Below are 20170 nucleotides of genomic sequence, written 5' to 3' on the forward strand. Positions count from 1 at the left end.
GCGAGCACATCGGCGAGACTCTGTCCTTGGATGAACTCCATCGCGTAGAAGTTGACGCCATGTTCCAGTCCAACATAGAAGATTGGGACGATGTTGGTGTGATGCAGATGCGCGACCGTTTCGGCCTCGCGACGAAAGCGATCGATCGCCTCCGCATCGGAAATCGACGCAAACCGCAGCACTTTCAAGGCGACACGGCGATGCAGCGAAACCTGCTCGGCCTCGAACACCACGCCCATACCACCTCGTCCAATCTCGCGCAGCAGTCGGAAATCGCCGAGTTGTTGTGCTCGTCCCTGATCTTTCGACTCAGCCGCTTGGATGGCTAAATCGATCCTTGCATCGACTTGAAAGTCTGCACCGATCGTTTCATCCACCGGGAACGCCGATGCCCGCGCCTCCGAGGCTGGCGGCTCCGGGGCTGGGGCGGATTCATTGGTGGCATCGTTTGACTTTTCGCTCGGCATCACAATTCACTCCATGCAACGCCACGGTATTTCTAGCCGCCGTCATTTTACTGCAGCGCAATTCGCAACGATACGGAGTCCGCCCCAAAATGATGCTGCGATCAACAGGCTCGTCAACCGAGCACTGCTGAATAACAGGATGATGCAGCAAGGTAAAGCCGACACTGAAATTTCAGCGGCAAGCTGCGAATGCGGGTCTCAATCGTTCAGAAGCAGGGTTCAGCCTGAACAATGCGGTCGAACACGACATTGGCAATAGATCGCCTTTCTTACTGGGGCTGGAATCGTTTGGCAACGTCGTTGCGAAACGCTCGGTCGACAAACGGATCGTCGGTTTCGGCTTGCCACGCTTCGAGTGATTTTTGCAATCGTCGCTGGTGTTCGGCTACCGTCGCTTCTCCGAATAAATCGTTAAGTTCATACGGATCGGCGCTCAGGTCAAACATTTCCCATTGCGGCGGATCGGCGAGCTTTTCGAAAAGAGGGTGCGACGGATGATCGGCGGGAAGCTTGTCCGCCAACTCGCGACTGGACGGATCGCCGTCGACCGTGATGATCGGTTTACCAACACGTCCGGGAAGCCGATGTATCAACTTGTATCGACCATCGGTGATCGCTCGTGTGGGATAGAACGATCCGGCGCCGTGGAAATGAAACTCGCTGACGAGCGTATCTCGCCAGGAAGTTGACGGCGAAGAGCTAACAACCGGGCGCAGCGAGCGGCCCTGCACGATTTCCGGCGTATCGATCCCATCCGCGTCGAACACCGTTGGTGCAATATCCACAGCACTAATGAGTGCCTGGGAAACTTGTGGATCACTGACGCCAGGCCAATCGAGCAGCAAGGGAACCCTCACACCCGATTCGTAGCACGTCGTTTTGCCTCGGGAGAACGCAGCAGAGTAACAAGCTGGTGACGACAAGAGCGGCTAAGAAATCAGTTTTTCGATGAATCATTGACATACGCTGCGTCCCCGAGATTACCCGCGAAAAAGTGCCTACCAAAACAGTGAAGTACGTTCGCCTGGACGGAAAGTTCGAGCGGCTTCTTTGCATCAAAGATCAGCGTCCCCTCGTTGGGCACTTGGCTACATGGCCATGCAGAAGCGTCCGTCCATTGACGATATTTCTGAGTTCGACATTCAGTACCCTCGATTATCAAGTAGCTCGGAAAGGAGATCAATAGAGTAAGGGAAGCTGACAAGACGGAACGATGCATCCTCTCCGCAAATCTCCTAAACTTCACGAAATACTGTCTATGACAGCACGTGGGAATTCGCAACGATCTATTTGGCGATGAAGCCGCAAGCAACTTAACCGCTTCAACCAAGGTTTTCGGTTGAATCGCGGGATGTCCAGCCATTCAATCGACGAAACCGCCGGTCGCAGCCCACGAGCTTTTACAACAACTCTGTGGAGTGTCGTCCTGGCTGCAGGCAATGCGCAGCATCACCAGTCAAAAAAAAGCTGGCAGAACTCTGTTACTCCTGTTGGTTGCCATTGTACGTTTATGTTCGGCGGCCAGTATCCGATGTTGATGAAACGCAAGAGTTGACTCGCTTTGAGCATCACGTTTGAGTTTTCAGTTCTTCACGCAGTGCCGCCAGCGAACGCATCCACAGCATCTTCACTGCACCGACGCTGCGGTTCATTCGTCGAGCAACTTCTTCATGCGACAGGTCTTCGATGTTTCTGAGCACAATGACTTGTCGGTAGTCGTCGGGCAGTTTTTCGAGCGCAGCGGCTAGTTGCAAGCTTTGTTCGTTCTCCATTGCCACTTCGCTGGGTGTCGATTGATTGGCGTTCAGCAGGTTTGCCAACCGCATCGACGATTGTGCGAGAGATGCATCAATGGAAACTTCGTTCGTGATGTTCCGTTTCTGGGTGCCGGCATAATGTCGAGCGAGTTTGGCAAGCTGAAATGCGAGGATTTGACGCAGCCAACCGCGGCGTTGCAGTTCGTCTTCACCGCGAAATTGGTCCCAGTTCTTCCACGCTTCGAGCATCGTCTGTTGGACCGCGTCGGATGCCGAAAATTTTGCCTGAAAACGGCTTTCGATCTCAAGGCGAGCGACGAACCGCAACCAAGGCTCGTAGCGGATCAGTTGCTCGTTTTGATCGTCCTCGGGGTCAGGCATTTTAGTAAGCAGGTAGGAAGGAGTGATTGAGTGAAATTCCATTCGCCGCATCGACGCTAGTGCCGGTTGAGCGTGGGGACCGTGGATAGCGCCGAAACGCAACGCTGTGAAGCATTTTTCATAACCCGAAGCGTAGCGAGGGAATCTCAATCTTGACTCGGTCTCTCGCTTACGCGTCGGGTTATGAAAACTCGGAAAACGTCTCTTGTTGATGCCGTGCTAAATTCCGTATCGGCAAAGTCTTCTCAATTATCTTTCGCTGCATCCATCACGAGTTGCGGCTTTACCGCTCCACGAACTCGACACCAAACGCCTTTGGCACACCAAGCAACGATGATCCACGCCAATGTTGCCCAGCACATCACATAGGTGACGCCTGGATACATCCAATACCAACCTGACCAATCATAGCGTTCGCCGGGTTGTAAGCCACCGCCGCGGTTGAGGTCCACCATAAACAAATTCACGCCCATCGCAATTGCACCGATCAGAATCACTGCGGCGCCCCAGAACAGCACAGGGCGAAGCCGTCGATGGCGAATCCACTTTACGAACAAAGCGATTGCCACGAACACGGGAACCGTTGCCAATGCGATACCGAACTTATTACTGACGTCATAATGGGTAACACCACTCGGCTGCAGTTTGATCGCCAACATCATGGTCCCAGCGATGATCGGCAACCAAAGGAGCGTCTTGATACCGAATTGGCGACGACCAAACATCCATGCCAAATAGCCGCTCGGAATGATGATCAGCAAAACGCCCCACAACGCCGACCACATTAGCATTCGCAGGAATTCTGGAGCCTCAATCCCTTGTGGCAACCAAGGCAACGGTCTCAACAAACGGCGGTCATACTGATCAGGACGCAGTGACGCTGCGGGGCGGCCAAACAATGTCCAATCCTTCGCCTGATCTGCGAAATCGATGCCACGCCGCACCCGCACTTGGTTACGGTATTGGTACATCACGTGGGGCGGCGCGACGGTGCTCGGAGCGTTCAATAGTTGGAACGAGTCCCCTTGGATCCCAATTGATTGGGGATGCGGTCCCGCGACAATCCAGCGAGGATCGCCCGACTGGATATCGAGTCCGCGAATCGAAAAACCACTGCGGATCAGAATCCTTGCTGGCAACTCCGAATCCGGCAGGATACCAACGATTTCGCTGACATCAGGTCGCGTCCAAACCGGTTCTTCCAATCGATTCGGCACTAGCAGGGATGCAGACGATTGAGTTTGCAAAACCAATTTGTTATCCAGCACCCACAAGCGACCTGGATTCTGAATGAGGTGTTGTTTCACCACTTTTTCGCCGAGGGGTCTCCCCGATGCGTCGAGGATGTGCAGCTTCTGTTCGTAATCACTGACGACGGGCAGGAGTGCGATCCACTGCGTGCCATCCGATCGCGGAAGCGTCACGACACGCAAGCGGTTCTTCGCTCGGTTGGGATCGCTTTTGACTTCGTGATGCCAATGACTGGCGGGGGTTTCCCAGTTCCATCGAGTCTTGCCCGATGCGCCGTCGAGAACGCTGAGGCGAACGACTTGACCACTGCCTGGCACTGTCAAGCTATGCGTTAGATCCAATGCAATGACCTCAAGGCGATCGTCACCGTCAAGATCCTCTAACGTCGCGGGCAAAGCATCGCCCAAAGCGCGTTGCATATTGCCGTTTTCGATGTTAAGCGGAAACTTCCACAATTCGGCTCCATCGCTGCCACTGATTGCCGCCAATGCGACTTGCTGAGAATCGAGTTCGGCTTGTCGCGGGAACACAATATCCAAAACACCATCCGAATTCAGATCGGCATACGCGGCTTCCAACCAATTGCGGTCCAGGTCAAAAAGTGGCTGCGCACCGTTCTTCGCCGGTGCCTGCGTGATGGGTTTTGCCCATCGCACTTTGCCGGTTTTGCCTTCGATCACCGACAACCAAAGACGCGTTGGGTTGTAACCTGAGCCTGCAAACAGATTGACGGCAGGCAAACCATAGTCCGCATCGGTTGCGAAGATGATTTCCACCGCTCCATCGCCGTCAAGGTCTCGGCAATCCAGCAGTTGGCAATCATTCTGTTTTTGAACCGCAAAATCACTTTTCCACAACAACCTTCCTGTTCTTCCTGAGACCGCGACCAATCCAGATTTCTTCGCCCGAAAGTAGCCATCCTGGCCAACCAACAGGATGTCTGGTACGGCATCGCCATCGAGATCATGGACCGTCGACAGCGCGTCATGCTGTGGATCAAACGTGGTCGGTGCGGAAACTTGATAGGTCTGTCTTGATAGATCAACGTCCGTCTCCCAAATGACTGTACCCGTCGCCGATGATCTAGCTAACAACTGACCTTGTGTGCTCGTTTGCACCGAATCGCGAATACCGTCTCCGTCCAAGTCGCCCACGATTCTTTGGACTTCATTTAATCGACGCCATGCATCGCGACCGGTGCCGCGAACGGCTTGCAGTGTGCCACCACGGTCCCAATTTCGCGAATCAGCTTGATGAAACAAGGCAAGATCGCTCACGCCGTCGCCATTGAAATCAGCCGCTTCGACCTGTGAAACTTCGCTTGCCTGATGAGTGATCTGTCCCGTTCCAGCCGACAAGAAATAAACTCTGTCGCCGTCGCGTCCTTCGTCGCCGCCAATGGTTACGACTAACTGCGGCCATCCGTCACCAAGCCCGTCAACCCATTGTAAATTCCCCAGGCGGAAATCGTTTTCACGCTGCTTTACAAAAGTCTCGTCGGCCCGCCACAACGTTTCGCCATTGGTTCCCGACAAACAGTCGACGAATAGTTCGTGGCTGTCTCGCCAGAACGCTGCGACAAAGACTTCGCGGTGTCCATCGTCGTTGATATCGGGGCCAATGATCGAACAGTCAAGTTGCTCATCCAGATTGAATAGCTGACGCGTCCAGCGTGAGTGGCCCGTCGCTCCGTCAATCAACGTCAATTTTCCCCAGGGCGGTGAAGACCAGTTGTGAACTTTCTCGGTGCTGCCATCAGGAACCAACACATCCGCGATGCCATTTGCGTCAATGTCCGACACATGCGGCCAATCGGAAACGGGTAGCATCAAATTATCTTGATGCGGCCAACTCGCTTCGACGATCCGTTCCCAAAGAATCGCTTGCTTGTTTGACGACCAGGCAACGAGACGGGTTTGGGGCTGAACAATCTGCTGAAATGTAGGCAGCGACGCGGGCGTTAGTTGTTTGTCGGGCAGTTGTTCGACTAGCAACACGTCTACGTGGCCATCATCATCAAGATGAACGAAGCTTGGTTCCAATCCTGGACGCGATGCAAGCGGTTGTGGATCCGCTTTGGGTTTGCCTGTGAGTGAATCAAGATCGATGAATTGCTTTCCAGCAACCAGCTTGACGGATCGATCGGTCGAACCGGCCCAGTGGGGGCTTGTCGGCAGATAGGCATGGTCACCGGTGCGCTGCAGCAGACCGGAACGACGCGTGTGAAACGTGAGGGAATCACCATGAATGAAATCGCCACTGCCACCGCTGCTGTATCCACCGCTGGCGCTGTAGAACCAACTCAAATCCACCGGCACCTCTTCGCCGGCTGGTAAATCGAAGTAAGCAGCCGGAATGTCGTACTGCCAAATCGTTTCACCGTTGGCCCCGGAAAGCAATTCGACAACACGCCGGGTTGGTTGATTGCGGTCAAACCGATCGATCCAACTGGCTAGAACATCCGCCACGCCGTCGTTGTTATGGTCCGGAACAAACTCGGGTTGATAGAGGATCGCCCCCGCAGGTTCGTGGTAGTGAGCGTTCGGTACTTCCTGCATCGCGCCACCGCGGCGAGCGAACCAGAGTGGTTTTCCGGTTTCCGCTTCGACCGCGATGATCCAGGCCTGGTGACGAGCCGCCAGCAGCAGCGGTGAGTTTTCCGTGTCCGAGGTGACGACCCAGGGTCGCGCGTCAAACCGACCCAGACCCCGATCGTAGCTGCGTCCTGGAGCATGATTCCAGGGCCAGATGATTCGTTGATTTTTGAGCAATTCTTCGCTCGGTTCCGCCAGTTTCAATTCCCACTGACCCACGGCGTCGGGATGGTTTCGCCGCCGGATGCCCGAATCATCCATCGTGATGACTTCGGCATGCATGATGGGCTGCCCCGCTGTCACCGATCGGTTTTTCGACTGCTCAGCAGGCTGGAAGCCTAACCCGCGAAAGTGCGCGAGCTGAAACGTGCGATCAATCTTCATGTCCGTCCACAGCATTTGGTCTTCCAGATCGAGCTTCTGCTCGAGCGGTGTCTGCGGCTTAAGCTGGACGTCAAAGGTTTCGCTAAGCCGTTGATCCGCAGCGACGTGGACTTGGTACTCGCCCGCCGAAATTTCCAACGGAGTTTGATTCGGTACGGTCAAGGGTGGGGCGGCAAGCTTGCCGGCTTGTTTCATTTCAACCACCAAGGGCGGATGATCGGTGCGCAGCAGCACCGCGGTCAAGCGTGACCGATGCCAAGCATAGGTTGTCGTGACACCAAGCAAGATCATGGCGACGGTTGCGGCAACGACCGAAACCGCGAGTCCCACCGTCGACTTTTGTCGTTTCAGCCATCTTGCGGAACGTTCCACAAAACTTGCTCGCCGCGCCGAGATCGGGCGACCCTCGGCAAAGGCGCGCAAATCATCTGCTAATTTTCTCGCCGAGTCGTAGCGTCTCGAAGCATCTTTGGAAAGACACTTCATCAAGATTGTATCGAGATCACGCGGAAGGTTTTGGCAAATCAAGCGAGCGGAGGACGGTTCGGCAGTGATGATTTGGCGGATCACATCATGCGGTGATGTTCCCGAGAATACAGGTTTGCCGGTGGCCAATTCGTACAGCGTTGCGCCGAGCGAATAAACGTCGGTTCGATGATCGACTTGATTGTGTGCCGCCGACGCTTGTTCGGGACTCATGTATCGCGGTGTCCCCAGCAATGCGCCAGTCATGCTGAGCGTGACATCATCAAGTCGTTTGGCTAATCCGAAATCGGTAAGCCAGATGCGTCCCTCGTTATCAAGGATCAAGTTTGACGGCTTGACGTCACGATGAATGACGCCGCGGGCATGCGCGTGAGCCAGAGCCTCGGCGGCTTGCAAGCCCCACTGTGCCACGGTGTCCGCCGAGATCGATTGGGTTCGCTGCTGAGAGTCCTTCAAGATCTGGTCCAGACTTTGTCCCTCAATGAACTGCATCGCGTAGTAATTCACGCCTTCGTGATTGCCGACGGCGAAGATGGGAACGATGTTCGTATGATGCAGACTGGCGACCGTCTCTGCCTCGCGTTGAAACCGATTGACTGCATCGAGATCACTCACTCCTCCGAACCGCAGGATTTTCAGTGCCACATGCCGTCCGAGCGAAATCTGCCGTGCCTCGTACACCGCCCCCATCCCGCCACGGCCGACTTCGCGAATGATTTCGAAATCGCCGAGCCGTTTGGGAGTCGAACCACGGTCCGAAGAGGCGTGAATGAAATCCAGTCCCGCCAGACACGCTTCGAGCTGCGACGCCAACTCCGGATGTTTCGCCAACAATGCCGTACGATCCGGTTTTTCACCTTCTTTCAGACTGGCAAGATACTCGTCAAGCACTTCGACGACACGAATTGCCTGGGACTCGCCAGCAGCATTCTCTGCGGGCAATGCCGTTGTTTCAGCTAGGTTTTCATTTGGTTCATCGGCCATCGAAGATTGCTCCACATCCCCCTATTGTTACAGAAATTCGCGGGATCTAGAGACTTGGTACCGAAACATGTGGAAAGGTCACGGATTTTTTGACTCTTCTCGGTAACCGCCAGCAAAAAACGCTCGTTCCAAGGCTCATGGCTTTGAGACGCACTGCTTTCGAGGCTCCTGCGTCGTCTTTATGCGGTCAACAGGCGGGAGTCTTGGGAACCAGCGGTGGCGTCCAGCGAGAATTCTTGCGTCGCTATTCGCATCGGCCTTGCGTTATGAATGGCTTGATTAGCTTGAGCGTGCCGTTTCCCACTCACTGGTATCGGGTTGATTACCGCAGCGATTGACTTCGCGAACCGATTGAATCAACTGGATCGGCAGCAGAATCAGTCCGAGTGTTGTTAGAGCACCCAGGCCGACTAGGCAAGTCGTGAGCGTTACACCAGGCGCAAATAGGGACAGGGTTGTAAGAGCAAGAGCAAAGACGCTCAGCAGGGCCTTGAATTCGGTTGGCCCGAACGCGGCGAGCGTAAACTCGCCGGTCAGCTTGGCTCGCAAGTTGGTTAGCACCGCCATCGCCATCAGCACAATTACAGCGACCAGTCCAACATCCAGACGGCCGCAGGCAACAGCCAATCCGACCAACCAGTAGGTGAACGAGAGCGGATCGGTAAAGTGGTCGAGTAATTCACCGCCGTTACGGCATTGCCCTGTCGCACGAGCATGTCGACCATCAACACAGTCTGCCAAATGGTTGCCGGCGATCCCGGCTGCCGCCAACAATCCGCCCCACCAACACGTCGTCGAAAGGGCAAGCCCAATCGCCCCGGCAATCGCCGACAGGTGACCGATCGCAACGATCCCTTCGGGTGGAAACCGACGTGGGATATGCAAATGCGGGTAAAGAGCAGTCAAAGCCGGCCCGACGAGCGGATCGAGCAGACTATGGGACACACGTTTGGACATGTTGGGTTCCTTCCAGTTTTTTCGGTCTACCCACAAGGAGCCTGTATACACGGAAAGCCTGCGCCAAATTCTGGAAATGAGTGGCGTCGGCCTCCGGTGTCACTGTTCAGTGGTATCGGACCCATTACCGACGTAGGCGAACTCGCGTGAGAGTTTTGACCTGTTCGGCGATTCAACGAAACTCTTGACGGCTTGTTGATTTAAATGAAATGCGGATCGCATCAATGAGCCGTTGGCCGTGAGGCCTCGGGTAATGCGCCGGACCCGGCCGCTGACGCGTCGCGGCTCAATAAAATCAACAAGCCGTTGGCGAGTTCTGCTACGCCGGTAGCAAAATCGACGTCCCATCAATTTCATAATTCTGTCAACGGGAACAACAGCTTGATCTTGAGAAGCACCGCAGCTACACTATGGCCCTGGCAAGCAACTCAATCCACTAGGCAATTCAACAGGATTGCTCGGAGCAGGTGACCAACGCGATGTCCACCCCCTCTGCGAGTTAGCGAAGTGCCAAACAGGCGTCGTCCACCGGAGTACCGAAACAGACCATCCTACTTTCCGTCGATCGATTGGGTTGACTGAACACCGAACACAAGACCTGACCCCGGCGAAGCCGCCTTGACAGGCAGTCTTAGGCTACGAAGTACGCCAAAAGTGACAAATATCGCAAAACACAACAGTGAACCAGTACCTATTCGGAACAAGCTGAGGTTACTGATTAGCGTCGAAGTAGAAAACCTAGAATCCTCGAGAACCATGACTTTGTTTCTGGGATGACCTCATCATTCCTAGGTAATTGAACGGGTTTCCCGAATTGCCTCTCGGTTGCGCGGCGATCTTGGAGTTTGCCTGCTGCCACTTGCTCGTCTGTCCATTGACCAGCAACTCTCACCCGGTTGTTGGTAATAAAGTAGTGCGAGCGGCACGGTAAGTTCCAATTACCCACAGACGGATTGAGCGACACGCTCTTTCCGTCGTAGGTGATTCGCCAATCAGCCGGGCTAAGTGGAGTAACGACTTCCTCGCCGCAGCCACAACAGCAAAGGTGAGACACGCTCTTAAAGTCAATCGAGATATAGAGAACTCCTGGATCGAGTTGCTCCGGAAAATGCACGACAAACTTGTGCTCAAGACTCAAGAACTTCATGATCCGGCAAACCCGTTCGCAATCTTGTTGGTGTCAATCGTGTAGGTTGAATACACGTCACCGTTCTGGTCGCAATAGAACCCGAGAATTTGTTTCCATTTCACGATCGCAAGCATCGCGTTTAACGCATTCAGCTCAGCGACCTGAATGTTCGCATCGTAAAGATCAGCTCCAACCGCTGACTTGAATGATACTCCACCCTTATGGACGTGATCTCTCATTTGAGGCGTGCTAGCAGTTACCCGGAGAACGCCACTCAAGGATTCGTCTTCAAGTTCAATCCCCATCCCAACGTCGATAAACGACGAGTCCATCGATTCGAGTTTCTCAACAACGGCTTTCTTAGCCGGACCAGCGTCCATGCACAGAAAAGCAAAAGTCACACCGTCAAGTAAACTCACATTGGATGCATCCAAGGCCACCTTGTGAGGAATGATCCCTCGACGCATTGGTGAATACAACCTCTTGAAATACTCGACCTTCGGTAGTACCTCACGGAGTTGCTCAAGCGATGCGGCTCCTGGAGCGCGAAACGCATTGTGTTGAAGAAATACATCGTCATCGAACAGATGAATCTCCGGCACAAGAGTCTTCACAACGGCATCTAGGACATACGACCCTGTCCCTCCCAAACCTACGATCGCAATTCTCTCAGTCGATAGCTTCCTCGCCAATTCACCGATGCCGACCCGGTCTGATGCATTCTCAATGTAGTTGAACACGGTATCAGCGTCTTCGGCAGGGACTCGAAGTGACTTAGGAGAGATTCCAGGCCGAACCACAGATGCTGGCCCAGCAAGAATGTTTGCGTAGGCTGTCATCTTCTCGTGGTAATCGGTGTAGCCCTCTTTTGGCTTACTTGAGAATGAATGGGTAGCCACCATTCCGTTTGGCAACTTGGTGTTTGCCGCCCTCACGTTGATGTTCAACGTTTTGCCTTCGGAGTCACACGGTGCATCCCCAACGAAATGCACTTGGTGGCTCCCCGGTTTGCGTGTTTGGTTTCCGGAGATAGTCAGCTCGGATACCAGCGTTCCGTGACGGACCTTACCGTCACTGCCAACATACGGAACGTCCCGCATGAGAAGAAATCCTCCGCATTCTTCGACGCAGTATCCCTCCTCACGCAGGCGTTTCAGGTCGGCACTACGATCGAATAGTTCGTTTGACATGAAAAATCGTTCCTTGTTTGACCTGAATAGTTCCACCGGCACCAAGATTGCCGTCGTTTGGACATGACAACGCACCGTCGAAGGTCACGGTGAACTCTTCGTTCTCGCCGTGATTTCCAGGGTACGCCAGTTGCACAATCTGATCGAAAGTCACGTCTTTCGACGGAACAGTCTTCTCTCGCGTGTTGACGATAATCTTCACGCTTGGATCTGGCTTGGGAGCTTTGAAAAAGCGTTCAACCCCCGGTTCGTTCAGATCCACCAGATCCGTTGGGTCAATCAATCGATCCTGTCCCCCGCGAATTTCCAGATAGACCACCTCGTCTTCGCCTGCCTTAGCAAGCTGACGCAGTACTTGGCCACTAATACATGGCATACCCCAGTGCTGCTGGTCGCCTTCGACCTCGAATCGATAGCTTCTGTCGGTTTTAAACGCAATAAAGCGTTCCGCTCCTCGCTTTCGAAGGTCAACCTTCTCGTCCAGCCGAACGTCTTCGAAGTCTCCACTCTCAAGAATAAGAGCGAGACTCGCGTCTCCGTCCGAGTCATAACCAGACGCCTCAAGAATCTGCCGTCCCAACGGAACCGGATCATCAATCTGGTAAGGCTTGAACTCCAGTTGGTCGTTTGCGACCAGCACTCTGTGGCCCCGCTTGGGCCTGTTTCTTTCACTCATTTGAAATCTCCAATTGTTTTCAAAGACCGTTTGTCTTTGTCTGGAGAGTTAATCGCGTGAGCGGAGAAAAACCGGTAAGTCAGCTTGGTATTTTTCTGGTAATCTTTCCAGCGGGCAATTTCCCGCAAATGAAGTAAGCAGCGCAGTGCGGGCAGTTCTCATCAGCGTCGGTTGGAAAGTGTCCACCGACGATACTTGCTCCAATGGCATCCAGTTTTTTCATCCGATTACTGATCTGTTGATCGGACATCTTAATTGGGATCTTGTCTTGGTCCCCGAGGTGCACCAGCTCGGCACTACTCGCCGCAGAATCCGCAGACACTTGCAGTAATGTTGACTCCAAAGACAGGTCCGTTTTAGACCCCGCATGTCCGGTACGAACACGTCGAAACACCACATCACCGCTTTCTTCACGGACCACCTGATCTGGCGTTACGGTAACGGTGCCACCAGTAATCTTGACCGCATGCGTTTTTGTCGGAAGAGAATCAGAGCCAGATGATTGGACGAACAGACTGCGAACCAACTCTCCGGCGATACTTCGATACTCTGCTGCAGCTTCGTCGGTCCCGAAACCTCGATCTTTCAACGCTTGATCGAGCATCTTTTCTGCCTCGGCCAAGGTGACGATGCCGCCATCCCCACTCAAGACGGTATCGACCACTTCCTGAACGGCGTCATGCAAACTCATATACGCAGTTTCAGTGCGTTTACCTCCACTTTGTAGAACATGGGCGTAGAGAAACCTTGCAGGACATTTCTGGTAAAGAGCAACTTGGTAGTCAGTCAGGGTGAATGGTTTTTGGACAAGAACTTTGGTGGCTTCCTGACTCGCTTCTCGATTCTGGTTGAACGCCGGTGCGACTTTGATTTCCTCCACAGATGGCCCAAGGATTTTTAGAAACTTCGATCCGGATTGCTTGCGTCCGTCAGATTGCTTCGTGTAGCGGTATAGAAATAGCCGGTCCATTGCACGCGACAACGAAACAAAGAACAGGCACTCCTGTTCCTCTTCCAACCCTTGGCTTACGGCTTCATACCCGCTTAAGTCTGTTCCGTCGATCATGCCATTCGGAGGTGTGACCGACCTGGACAACTGCTTTTTGCCAGATATCGGAATGCTTGCCGACGTCAGGCCCGCAACGTGCACAACAGGCGACTCAAGACCTTTGCTGCCATGCATCGTCATCAAGCGAACAGCGTCGATACCATCAGCCGCTTTGGGAAGTTGCCTGAGTTCACGATCATCGCTGTGTAGAACAAGCTGCCGTACCTGATCCAGAAGCTGCATTGCAGGGATCTGTTCGTTTGGCCGTATCGCTCTTGCGAAATTCATGAACTGCCAAATCGCTATCGCCTTCGACCGGGACCTGATATCGCCGTCTGTAGCAAGATTGGCGGCTAGACGAGTCCGGTCGAATATGAACTCCGCTAGTAACTCCCACGGTTTGGTCCGTGGGTGGCAGGAACGAACGATTTTTCGAAGATCATCCAACGATGACCTAGCGTTTTCAGAAATGTTCGAAAACCAATCGTTCTTGACCCAATCCATCGGTCTTGCTTCCTTCTCACGAAGCGTGTCGATAATAGTGGACACGTCTTTGACAGACATGGCAAATTCATCCATCGCCGCTAGACGCAGCAACCCCATCGCACGCCCATCTGTCAACAAAGAGACCAACGATAGAAGGTCTCTGACTTCATCCCGCTCAAACAAATTGCCGAGAAAAAGTACGGGAATACCCCGATGCTCCAACTCGCCAGCCAATTCAGCAAGGCGAGCATTCCCTTTGCAAATCAATGCCTGATCTCGGAATGCGTAGCCTTTCTTTTGCATTTCGCCGATTGCATCTGCAATGGTGTCAGCTTCGTCGGCCTTTCTTTCAACCGCGCGAATCTCTGGATGCAGGCCGACCGAATCGCGATCGGATTCCGTTCGTTGATCGCCTCCGACCGAATCGCCCATCTTGGCCGCGAAGTTGTCCACTACGGCGTTAATCTCCGGGACGCTACGATAATTCAAGGTCAAGTGTTTGATTTTCCCGCCTGGGAAATCTTTCTCGCAGAATCGCTGGAGATTGTACGAAGACGCTCCGCGGAAACGGTAAATCGACTGGCGTGCGTCTCCGACAACCCAGAGGTTTTTGCCGGTTGGACAAATAGACTTCAAAATCCGAACACTTGCTCTGTTTACGTCCTGAAATTCGTCAACCAGCACGTGTTGATAAAGGCCATTCAAATAATCGCGAACTTCCTTGTCATCCTCGCAAAGGCGAACCGGCATTGACACCAAGTCTCCGAAATCCAGAAGCCCTTGATCACGTTTCCTTTGCTCGTAGGCTGAATAGATTTTCGATACATCAACGCACTGCTGGGCCCTTAAGACTTCACCATCCTCCACCGCAGAAGCCAGCATCTTTTCAGACAGCTCACTGTAACGCTGTGCATCAACCACTTCGTCATTGGCCCTAGAAATGGATTTCAATGCCGTGGTGATTGGGCCGCTCGGATATTGAAGGTTTCTCAGTTGGCTCAATTTCAAGCCCGGATAGAACTCCTCAATCATCGCGACAGCTTCTGCCGTTGAAAGAAGTCTAGGATCTGCAGGCAGCCCCAGTCGCTCGTGAAAACGACGAAGCAAATCAAGTCCGAACGAATGAAACGTACCAACCCAAACAGTTGCAGCGGCATCAGGATTGGCGACCGCAAGCCGCTCAGCAATTTCACCAGCTGCCTTGTTCGAGAAGGTCAGCACGAGTATGCCCTCAGGTGATTCACCCTGTGCCAGAAGATGCTCGATTCGACCGATCAGAGTACGAGTCTTTCCAGTGCCTGGTCCTGCTTTCAGCAGCAGGGCGGTTTCCCCTGGATAGCGCATTGCTTCAAGCTGCTGATCGTTAAACTTGACTGGCGACTTAACCGTGTCAGACGCCTCTATCTCAACGACCGGCAGCAATACGGCATCCAGTAACTGCTGAAGCACAACACTTCTCGGAGCTTTCAGCGATTGGACGATTTCGCTTGCAGTCTTCCCTTCGTTTAGGTGTAGAGTTCGCATCCAATGCCGAGGCAGCAAGAACTCACGCGCGAACAAATCCATCTGAACTTCGCGCCGTTGCTGGCGGCTGTAGTCCACAACGCGATCGGTTTCCACACCTGTCGAACCCGAAGCACGATCTGTATCAACTTCGGTCGCAATGTACTCATCCTGCTCGCCTCCAAACTCGACGTGCCCGATTTCGTGGGCAATCAAGAACGCATCTGAGAACGGTTTCCCTGTATCTTCATGAAGGATCGCCCACGCGTCAGGGTCGAACAACGCTCTTCCACCGCATAGTCGAGCATCCCCGATGGGTACTCGGCTGACTTCGATACCGCGTCGTTCCGCCTCGGCTTTTGCAAAAGCATAGAAGTCTAGCGGACTCTTTCCTCGGATGAGCGCCTGCTGGTGAAGCTCCCCCGCACGTTGGCGGCTAATTTCAATCCGATCGGACATCTTCAAGGTACCCCAATGCAGTGCAACGTTGTTCTTCGGTCATCTCTGTATCGTCGATCAATTGCCTGAAGGTGACTTGCTCAGTAACCATCGGCTTCTTATCAGCCTTGAACTCTGCTGTGGCGAGCACACCTGGTTCTTCACGCAAGTATTGGCGTAACTCTTCCAGCGCAACTTCCATAATCTGCGACGCAGCACTTAGAAACCGTTCCGGAATTGAATCCTCACGTACACGCCGATCACGGATTCCAATCATGAATCCACGCGAGACCCCGAGTTTCTCGCTGATCTCAGCAAATCGCTTTCCTCTGAGCTGACTAAACGGATTCGTCCTACCCAGTGACTCAGTGTTCGCGGACGAGAACACCGTCCACGCCTCATCTCCTCCCGGATCAGGTATGGGGCTTGTGGCGAATCGTGATTCATCTGTGACCAATCGAATTTCAGATGCAAGTTCAAGTAACTCAAGTCGCGCTTCCGGGTACAAATTGATGTAGCGATCGAGTGTTTGTTGATCGTGAGAATGCTCAGCTGCGAACTCATCGAGTATCTTTTCTTTCTGTTGACGCCTGTTCATGACTTGGTCTCCACATTCAATTCAGCTGCTAGTTTCGCTCGAGCTCGATTTCTTCGCTCTGAAGCAGTCTTCGGCGTGCACCCGACTTTTTCTGCGATTTCTTTAATCTTGTATCCCTCAACGAGCATGAGCATTACCTCCCTTTCCTCTATTGGCAGAGAGTTAATCGCGGAAAGCACCTCGGATCGGTAGATCACGTCAGAAAAATTCTCAGATTCGCCCTGAAGCGAGCGGAGTGCAGCGTCTACCTCAGCTGCGTCATCAGAATTCATTGCTGCGTCAAGTGACCGGGAGTTCTCAGTCTTTTCCTGCTCGCAAAGATCACGTTTGGCAGTTGAACGCGCCCGGGCAACTGCCCCGTTAAAGTTGACTTCGTAGTAGTCGAGGCGACTGTCGTACTCCATGCGGTCGCCGCAAAGGATCTCCATCGCCCGATCCATGACCCTGTCTCTGACTTCAGCTTGAAAGCGATCTTCAATTACCCGCCCACCTGAGTCATGCCACCTATTGACCTTAAGCCTTTGCAAAAAATGCTGTCGCACGCTCATGAAAATTTGGCGGTATGCTTCTGAGCCGTCTTCATTTTTTAAACGCCTCAGATAATGAACGAGCACCTCTGGTGGCAGGTATTCCGGGTCATCTTGATCAAAGATCGATGCTCGTCTAGCGACCTCTTCTATATCAGTCGACAACAGCCTCTGAAGTAAATCTTCGATATCTGGACGCCGAACGTAGGGTTCGTCATTCTTCATAGTGCGCGAACGCAACGGCGGCACCACTGTCACCGGATTTACAAGGGTTGATTTCTTCATTCTCTCCTCGAGTGATCGTGTCTGGAGGTCCTGACTTGAAGTTTCTGAAATTGGAATCGCGGTCGGATTACTCGAACTATCTCGCTTACACCTGGCTCTTACATGACTTTGCTCACGGTGGGGGCGGCTTCGCCGGGGTCAGGTCTTGTGTTCGGTGTTCAGCCAAGCGAATCGATCGACGGAGAGTAGGATGGTTGATTCGGTGCTTTGGTGGCCGACGCCGACGTTCTTTCTTGCACGCTCCAATTTCATCGACCGGGCGATCCAATCGGAAACGTGTCTCTCAACGCTCGGCTTTCGAGTGAGTATCGAGGGAATGTTATCCGGCTTTCAATCCTTCTACAAGCATTGCACTGAAACTCTTCAATGGATGTCGAAAAACGGTTCGGAACTCTATATATTATAATCTAGTCGCCCTCCGATGGTCGTGACAAATATCCCACGTTCCCCGTGGCGATCACTTGCTGCCTTGATTTGCTCGTGGATCCCACCGATCATGGGAAAGGTCACGCGGAACGCACAATACGCTGGCCCGATCCCGTGTTATGTCCCGTGCAATCTAACAAACGGCTCCTTCATGATTGTGTTTACCCCGACACGTATCCGCGACACCACTGGATCGACCGATCGCACCGTAGTAGCCAATGCAGCGGCGGCGGTTCCCTTGGGTCGCCGTTGGACGGCTGGCGTGCAGGCGTTGCGCGTCGTCCAGGTTGTTCCTACGATGGTCGCCGCGATGGGCTTTGCGTTCGTCTTGTCTTTCGTTTCGCCCTGTGTGGCGGAGACCGATGATGGTAGCGCGGACCCGGCGGTGCTCCGGGCCGACGCCGAGAAGACATTCAAAACAAAGGTCGGGCCCTTCGTCAATAAGTACTGCATCAGTTGCCACGGACCCCGACCCGAGGCGGGCATCAATCTTCAGGCGGCGCTGAAGAGTCCCGGCGGCGCGTCCTCGTCGCTGCATTGGAAGAAGGCGGTCGCGAACGTCAAAGTGCATGACATGCCGCCCGACTATGCGGACGAGATCCCGAGCGATGAAGAACGCCGCCAATTCATCACGTGGATCGGCAAGCTCAAGTACATGGCCCCGCGCGACCCGGGCGCTTTCGTGATCCGTCGTCTGAGCAAGGTGGAGTTCGGCAACACGCTGCGCGACTTGTACGGCGTGATCCCTGCGGTCGCTGACAGCCTTCCCGAAGAGGTCGTCGGGGAGGGGTATCTCAACTCGATCTCACCGCTGCAGTCGGAGTTGTTTCTCGACATCGCCAATAAAGTCGTCGAGCAAGTCGTGGCGCCGGATGGCCAGCCGCCCAGCGAAGTACAGAAACGCCTGTTCGGAGACACGCCTCCCAAGGCCGCCGATTTTCGCGTGGCGGCCCGTCAAGTCGCACGTTCCCTGGCTCGCGATGCTTACCGTCGGCCTCCCAGCGAGGCAGAGTTGGATGTCTTGGTAAGCGTCTTCGACCTTGGCCGTGAGAACAAGCTTGGTTACACCGCGTCGTTGGGGCTGATGTGGAAGGCGGTTCTCGTTTCTCCGCAGTTCCTCTTCATCACGCCAGCCGAGGAAGTCGACTCGAAGGACGCGATCGTGCCGCTGGACGACTATCAGTTGGCCGCTCGTCTTTCCTATCTATTGTGGTCGGCGCCGCCCGACGCCGAATTGTCGGCACTCGCGGACCAAGGCAAACTCCACGATCCCGAAGTGCTTCGTGCCCAGGTGGAGCGGCTGCTCTCGCACGACCGATCGCGGGCCCTGTTCGACGGCTTCGGCGCCCAGTGGCTGGGCGTAAGTGGGCTCCAGAGCCAGTCGTTTGATCCAGACGTTTTCCCACAAATGACCGCCGCTTTACGCACGGCGATGCTGGAAGAAGCACGTCTGTTTTTCCAGAGCATCGTGCGCGAGAACCAGAGCGTGTTGCGGTTCGTGGACAGCGACTACACCTTCCTGAATGAGCCGCTCGCCGAGTTGTACGGGCTTGAGCAATCCGTTCAAGGTTCCGCGATGCGGCGGGTCACGCTGTCGAACCCCAACCGGGGCGGCATCCTCGGCATGCCGGCCACCCTGGCGACCACGTCGATGCCAAACCGGACCAGCCCCGTTCGGCGCGGTGTTTGGGTCCTCGAGCAGGTGCTGGGAGAACGCGTCCCGCCGCCTCCGCCGGACGTCCCCGAACTCGAAGATCAGCCGCAAAAAAGCATGGAGGGTTTGACGCTGCGTCAGCGGACGCAGTTACACCAGTCCGAACCCACTTGCGCCAATTGTCACAAGGTTTTCGACCCGATTGGCTTCGGTTTGGAGAATTTCGACGCTATCGGCCGCTGGCGTGATAAGGATGACTCGGGCGTCGCGATCGACTCGGCCGGGAAGCTTCCCAGTGGAGAAAGCTTCTCCACGCCAGCGGAGCTGAAGGGTCTGCTGGCCAAGCGAAAGACCGACCTGGCTCGAAATCTGACCGAAAGGTTGATGGCCTACGCACTGGGGCGACAGCTGGAAGGTTATGATGAAGTCGTGATCGACCAGCTAATGATCAAAATTGCCCCGGACGATTACCGCATGCGGACGATAATCACTGAGGTTATCACCAGTTACTTGTTTACGCACCGGAAAGTCAAAGGATGAATCGCACTGACAACCGTCCTCGTGTCGATCGTCGCACGTTGCTAAAAGGCGCCGGCGTTTCGCTCGCGTTACCGCTGATGGATTCCCTGGGCTGGAATTCACCGAGCTGGGCCGCCGGTGGCAGTGTCGCCAAGCCGCCGGTACGCCTCGGGTTCATGTATATGCCGCACGGCGTCATCATGGACGAGTTCTGGCCCAAAAGTCCAGAGGCGTACCGCGATTCGCCGCCGCCGGCGATCGAATCACTGCGTCCGATCCTGGATCAGTGCCTGATGATGAAGGGGATTTCTGGCGTGCCTATCGAGCCGTTCGGAGGCGCGCCGCATGCGTTAGAGTTGTCGACCTGGCTGACTGCGACTCTTCCGGACGCGGACACACGCAGCCGTGTCAACATCGCGATCTCGGCCGA

Annotated in this window: 13 protein-coding genes; 2 read left to right on the forward strand and 11 right to left on the reverse strand. The window is 54.3% G+C overall.

The window, feature by feature from the left end:
* From ABX962_RS08225 to ABX962_RS08275, 11 genes are all read right to left on the reverse strand, one after another.
* Positions 1-467: protein kinase (locus ABX962_RS08225; protein WP_372718337.1), on the reverse strand; the 467-nt coding region annotated here is incomplete at its 3' end.
* Positions 468-736: 269 nt separating this feature from the next.
* A complete protein-coding gene (locus ABX962_RS08230) occupies positions 737-1390 on the reverse strand; it encodes a sulfatase/phosphatase domain-containing protein (RefSeq protein WP_372718339.1) in 654 nt (217 codons plus the stop codon).
* Positions 1391-2035: 645 nt separating this feature from the next.
* On the reverse strand, positions 2036-2647 hold the full coding sequence (locus ABX962_RS08235) for a sigma-70 family RNA polymerase sigma factor (RefSeq protein ID WP_372718341.1): 612 nt from the start codon (positions 2645-2647) through the stop codon (positions 2036-2038).
* Between the two features lie 203 nt (positions 2648-2850).
* Positions 2851-8304, reverse strand: a complete 5454-nt coding sequence (locus ABX962_RS08240; RefSeq protein WP_372718343.1) for a protein kinase — start codon at positions 8302-8304, stop codon at positions 2851-2853.
* A gap of 279 nt (positions 8305-8583) precedes the next feature.
* Positions 8584-9261, reverse strand: coding sequence for a CDP-alcohol phosphatidyltransferase family protein (locus tag ABX962_RS08245; protein WP_372718345.1), 678 nt, complete (start codon positions 9259-9261; stop codon positions 8584-8586).
* Between the two features lie 718 nt (positions 9262-9979).
* Positions 9980-10408, reverse strand: coding sequence for a DUF6527 family protein (locus ABX962_RS08250; protein WP_372718347.1), 429 nt, complete (start codon positions 10406-10408; stop codon positions 9980-9982).
* Positions 10405-11580 (reverse strand): ThiF family adenylyltransferase, encoded by a 1176-nt coding sequence (locus ABX962_RS08255; protein WP_372718349.1) that lies wholly within the window; start codon positions 11578-11580, stop codon positions 10405-10407. The genes ABX962_RS08250 and ABX962_RS08255 overlap by 4 nt, the downstream gene beginning before the upstream one ends.
* Positions 11555-12256 (reverse strand): multiubiquitin domain-containing protein, encoded by a 702-nt coding sequence (locus tag ABX962_RS08260; protein ID WP_372718351.1) that lies wholly within the window; start codon positions 12254-12256, stop codon positions 11555-11557. Before ABX962_RS08260 ends, ABX962_RS08255 begins: the two co-directional genes overlap by 26 nt.
* 79 nt (positions 12257-12335) lie before the next feature.
* Entirely contained in the window at positions 12336-15752 is a 3417-nt protein-coding gene (locus ABX962_RS08265) for a UvrD-helicase domain-containing protein (protein ID WP_372718353.1), read from the reverse strand.
* Positions 15736-16329: a hypothetical protein gene (locus ABX962_RS08270; protein WP_372718355.1), complete on the reverse strand. Its 594-nt coding sequence runs from the start codon at positions 16327-16329 to the stop codon at positions 15736-15738. The genes ABX962_RS08265 and ABX962_RS08270 overlap by 17 nt, the downstream gene beginning before the upstream one ends.
* Complete coding sequence (locus tag ABX962_RS08275) at positions 16326-17141, reverse strand: RNA polymerase sigma factor (RefSeq protein ID WP_372718357.1); 816 nt, start codon at positions 17139-17141, stop codon at positions 16326-16328. The genes ABX962_RS08270 and ABX962_RS08275 overlap by 4 nt, the downstream gene beginning before the upstream one ends.
* 577 nt (positions 17142-17718) lie before the next feature.
* Between ABX962_RS08275 and ABX962_RS08280 the strand changes: the two genes are divergently transcribed.
* Positions 17719-19761, forward strand: a complete 2043-nt coding sequence (locus ABX962_RS08280; RefSeq protein WP_372718359.1) for a DUF1592 domain-containing protein — start codon at positions 17719-17721, stop codon at positions 19759-19761.
* A partial coding sequence (locus tag ABX962_RS08285) for a DUF1552 domain-containing protein (protein WP_372718360.1) occupies positions 19758-20170 on the forward strand: 413 nt, incomplete at its 3' end. The genes ABX962_RS08280 and ABX962_RS08285, both read left to right, overlap by 4 nt.

This window comes from Novipirellula sp., assembly GCF_041583735.1.
Classification (GTDB): domain Bacteria; phylum Planctomycetota; class Planctomycetia; order Pirellulales; family Pirellulaceae; genus Novipirellula.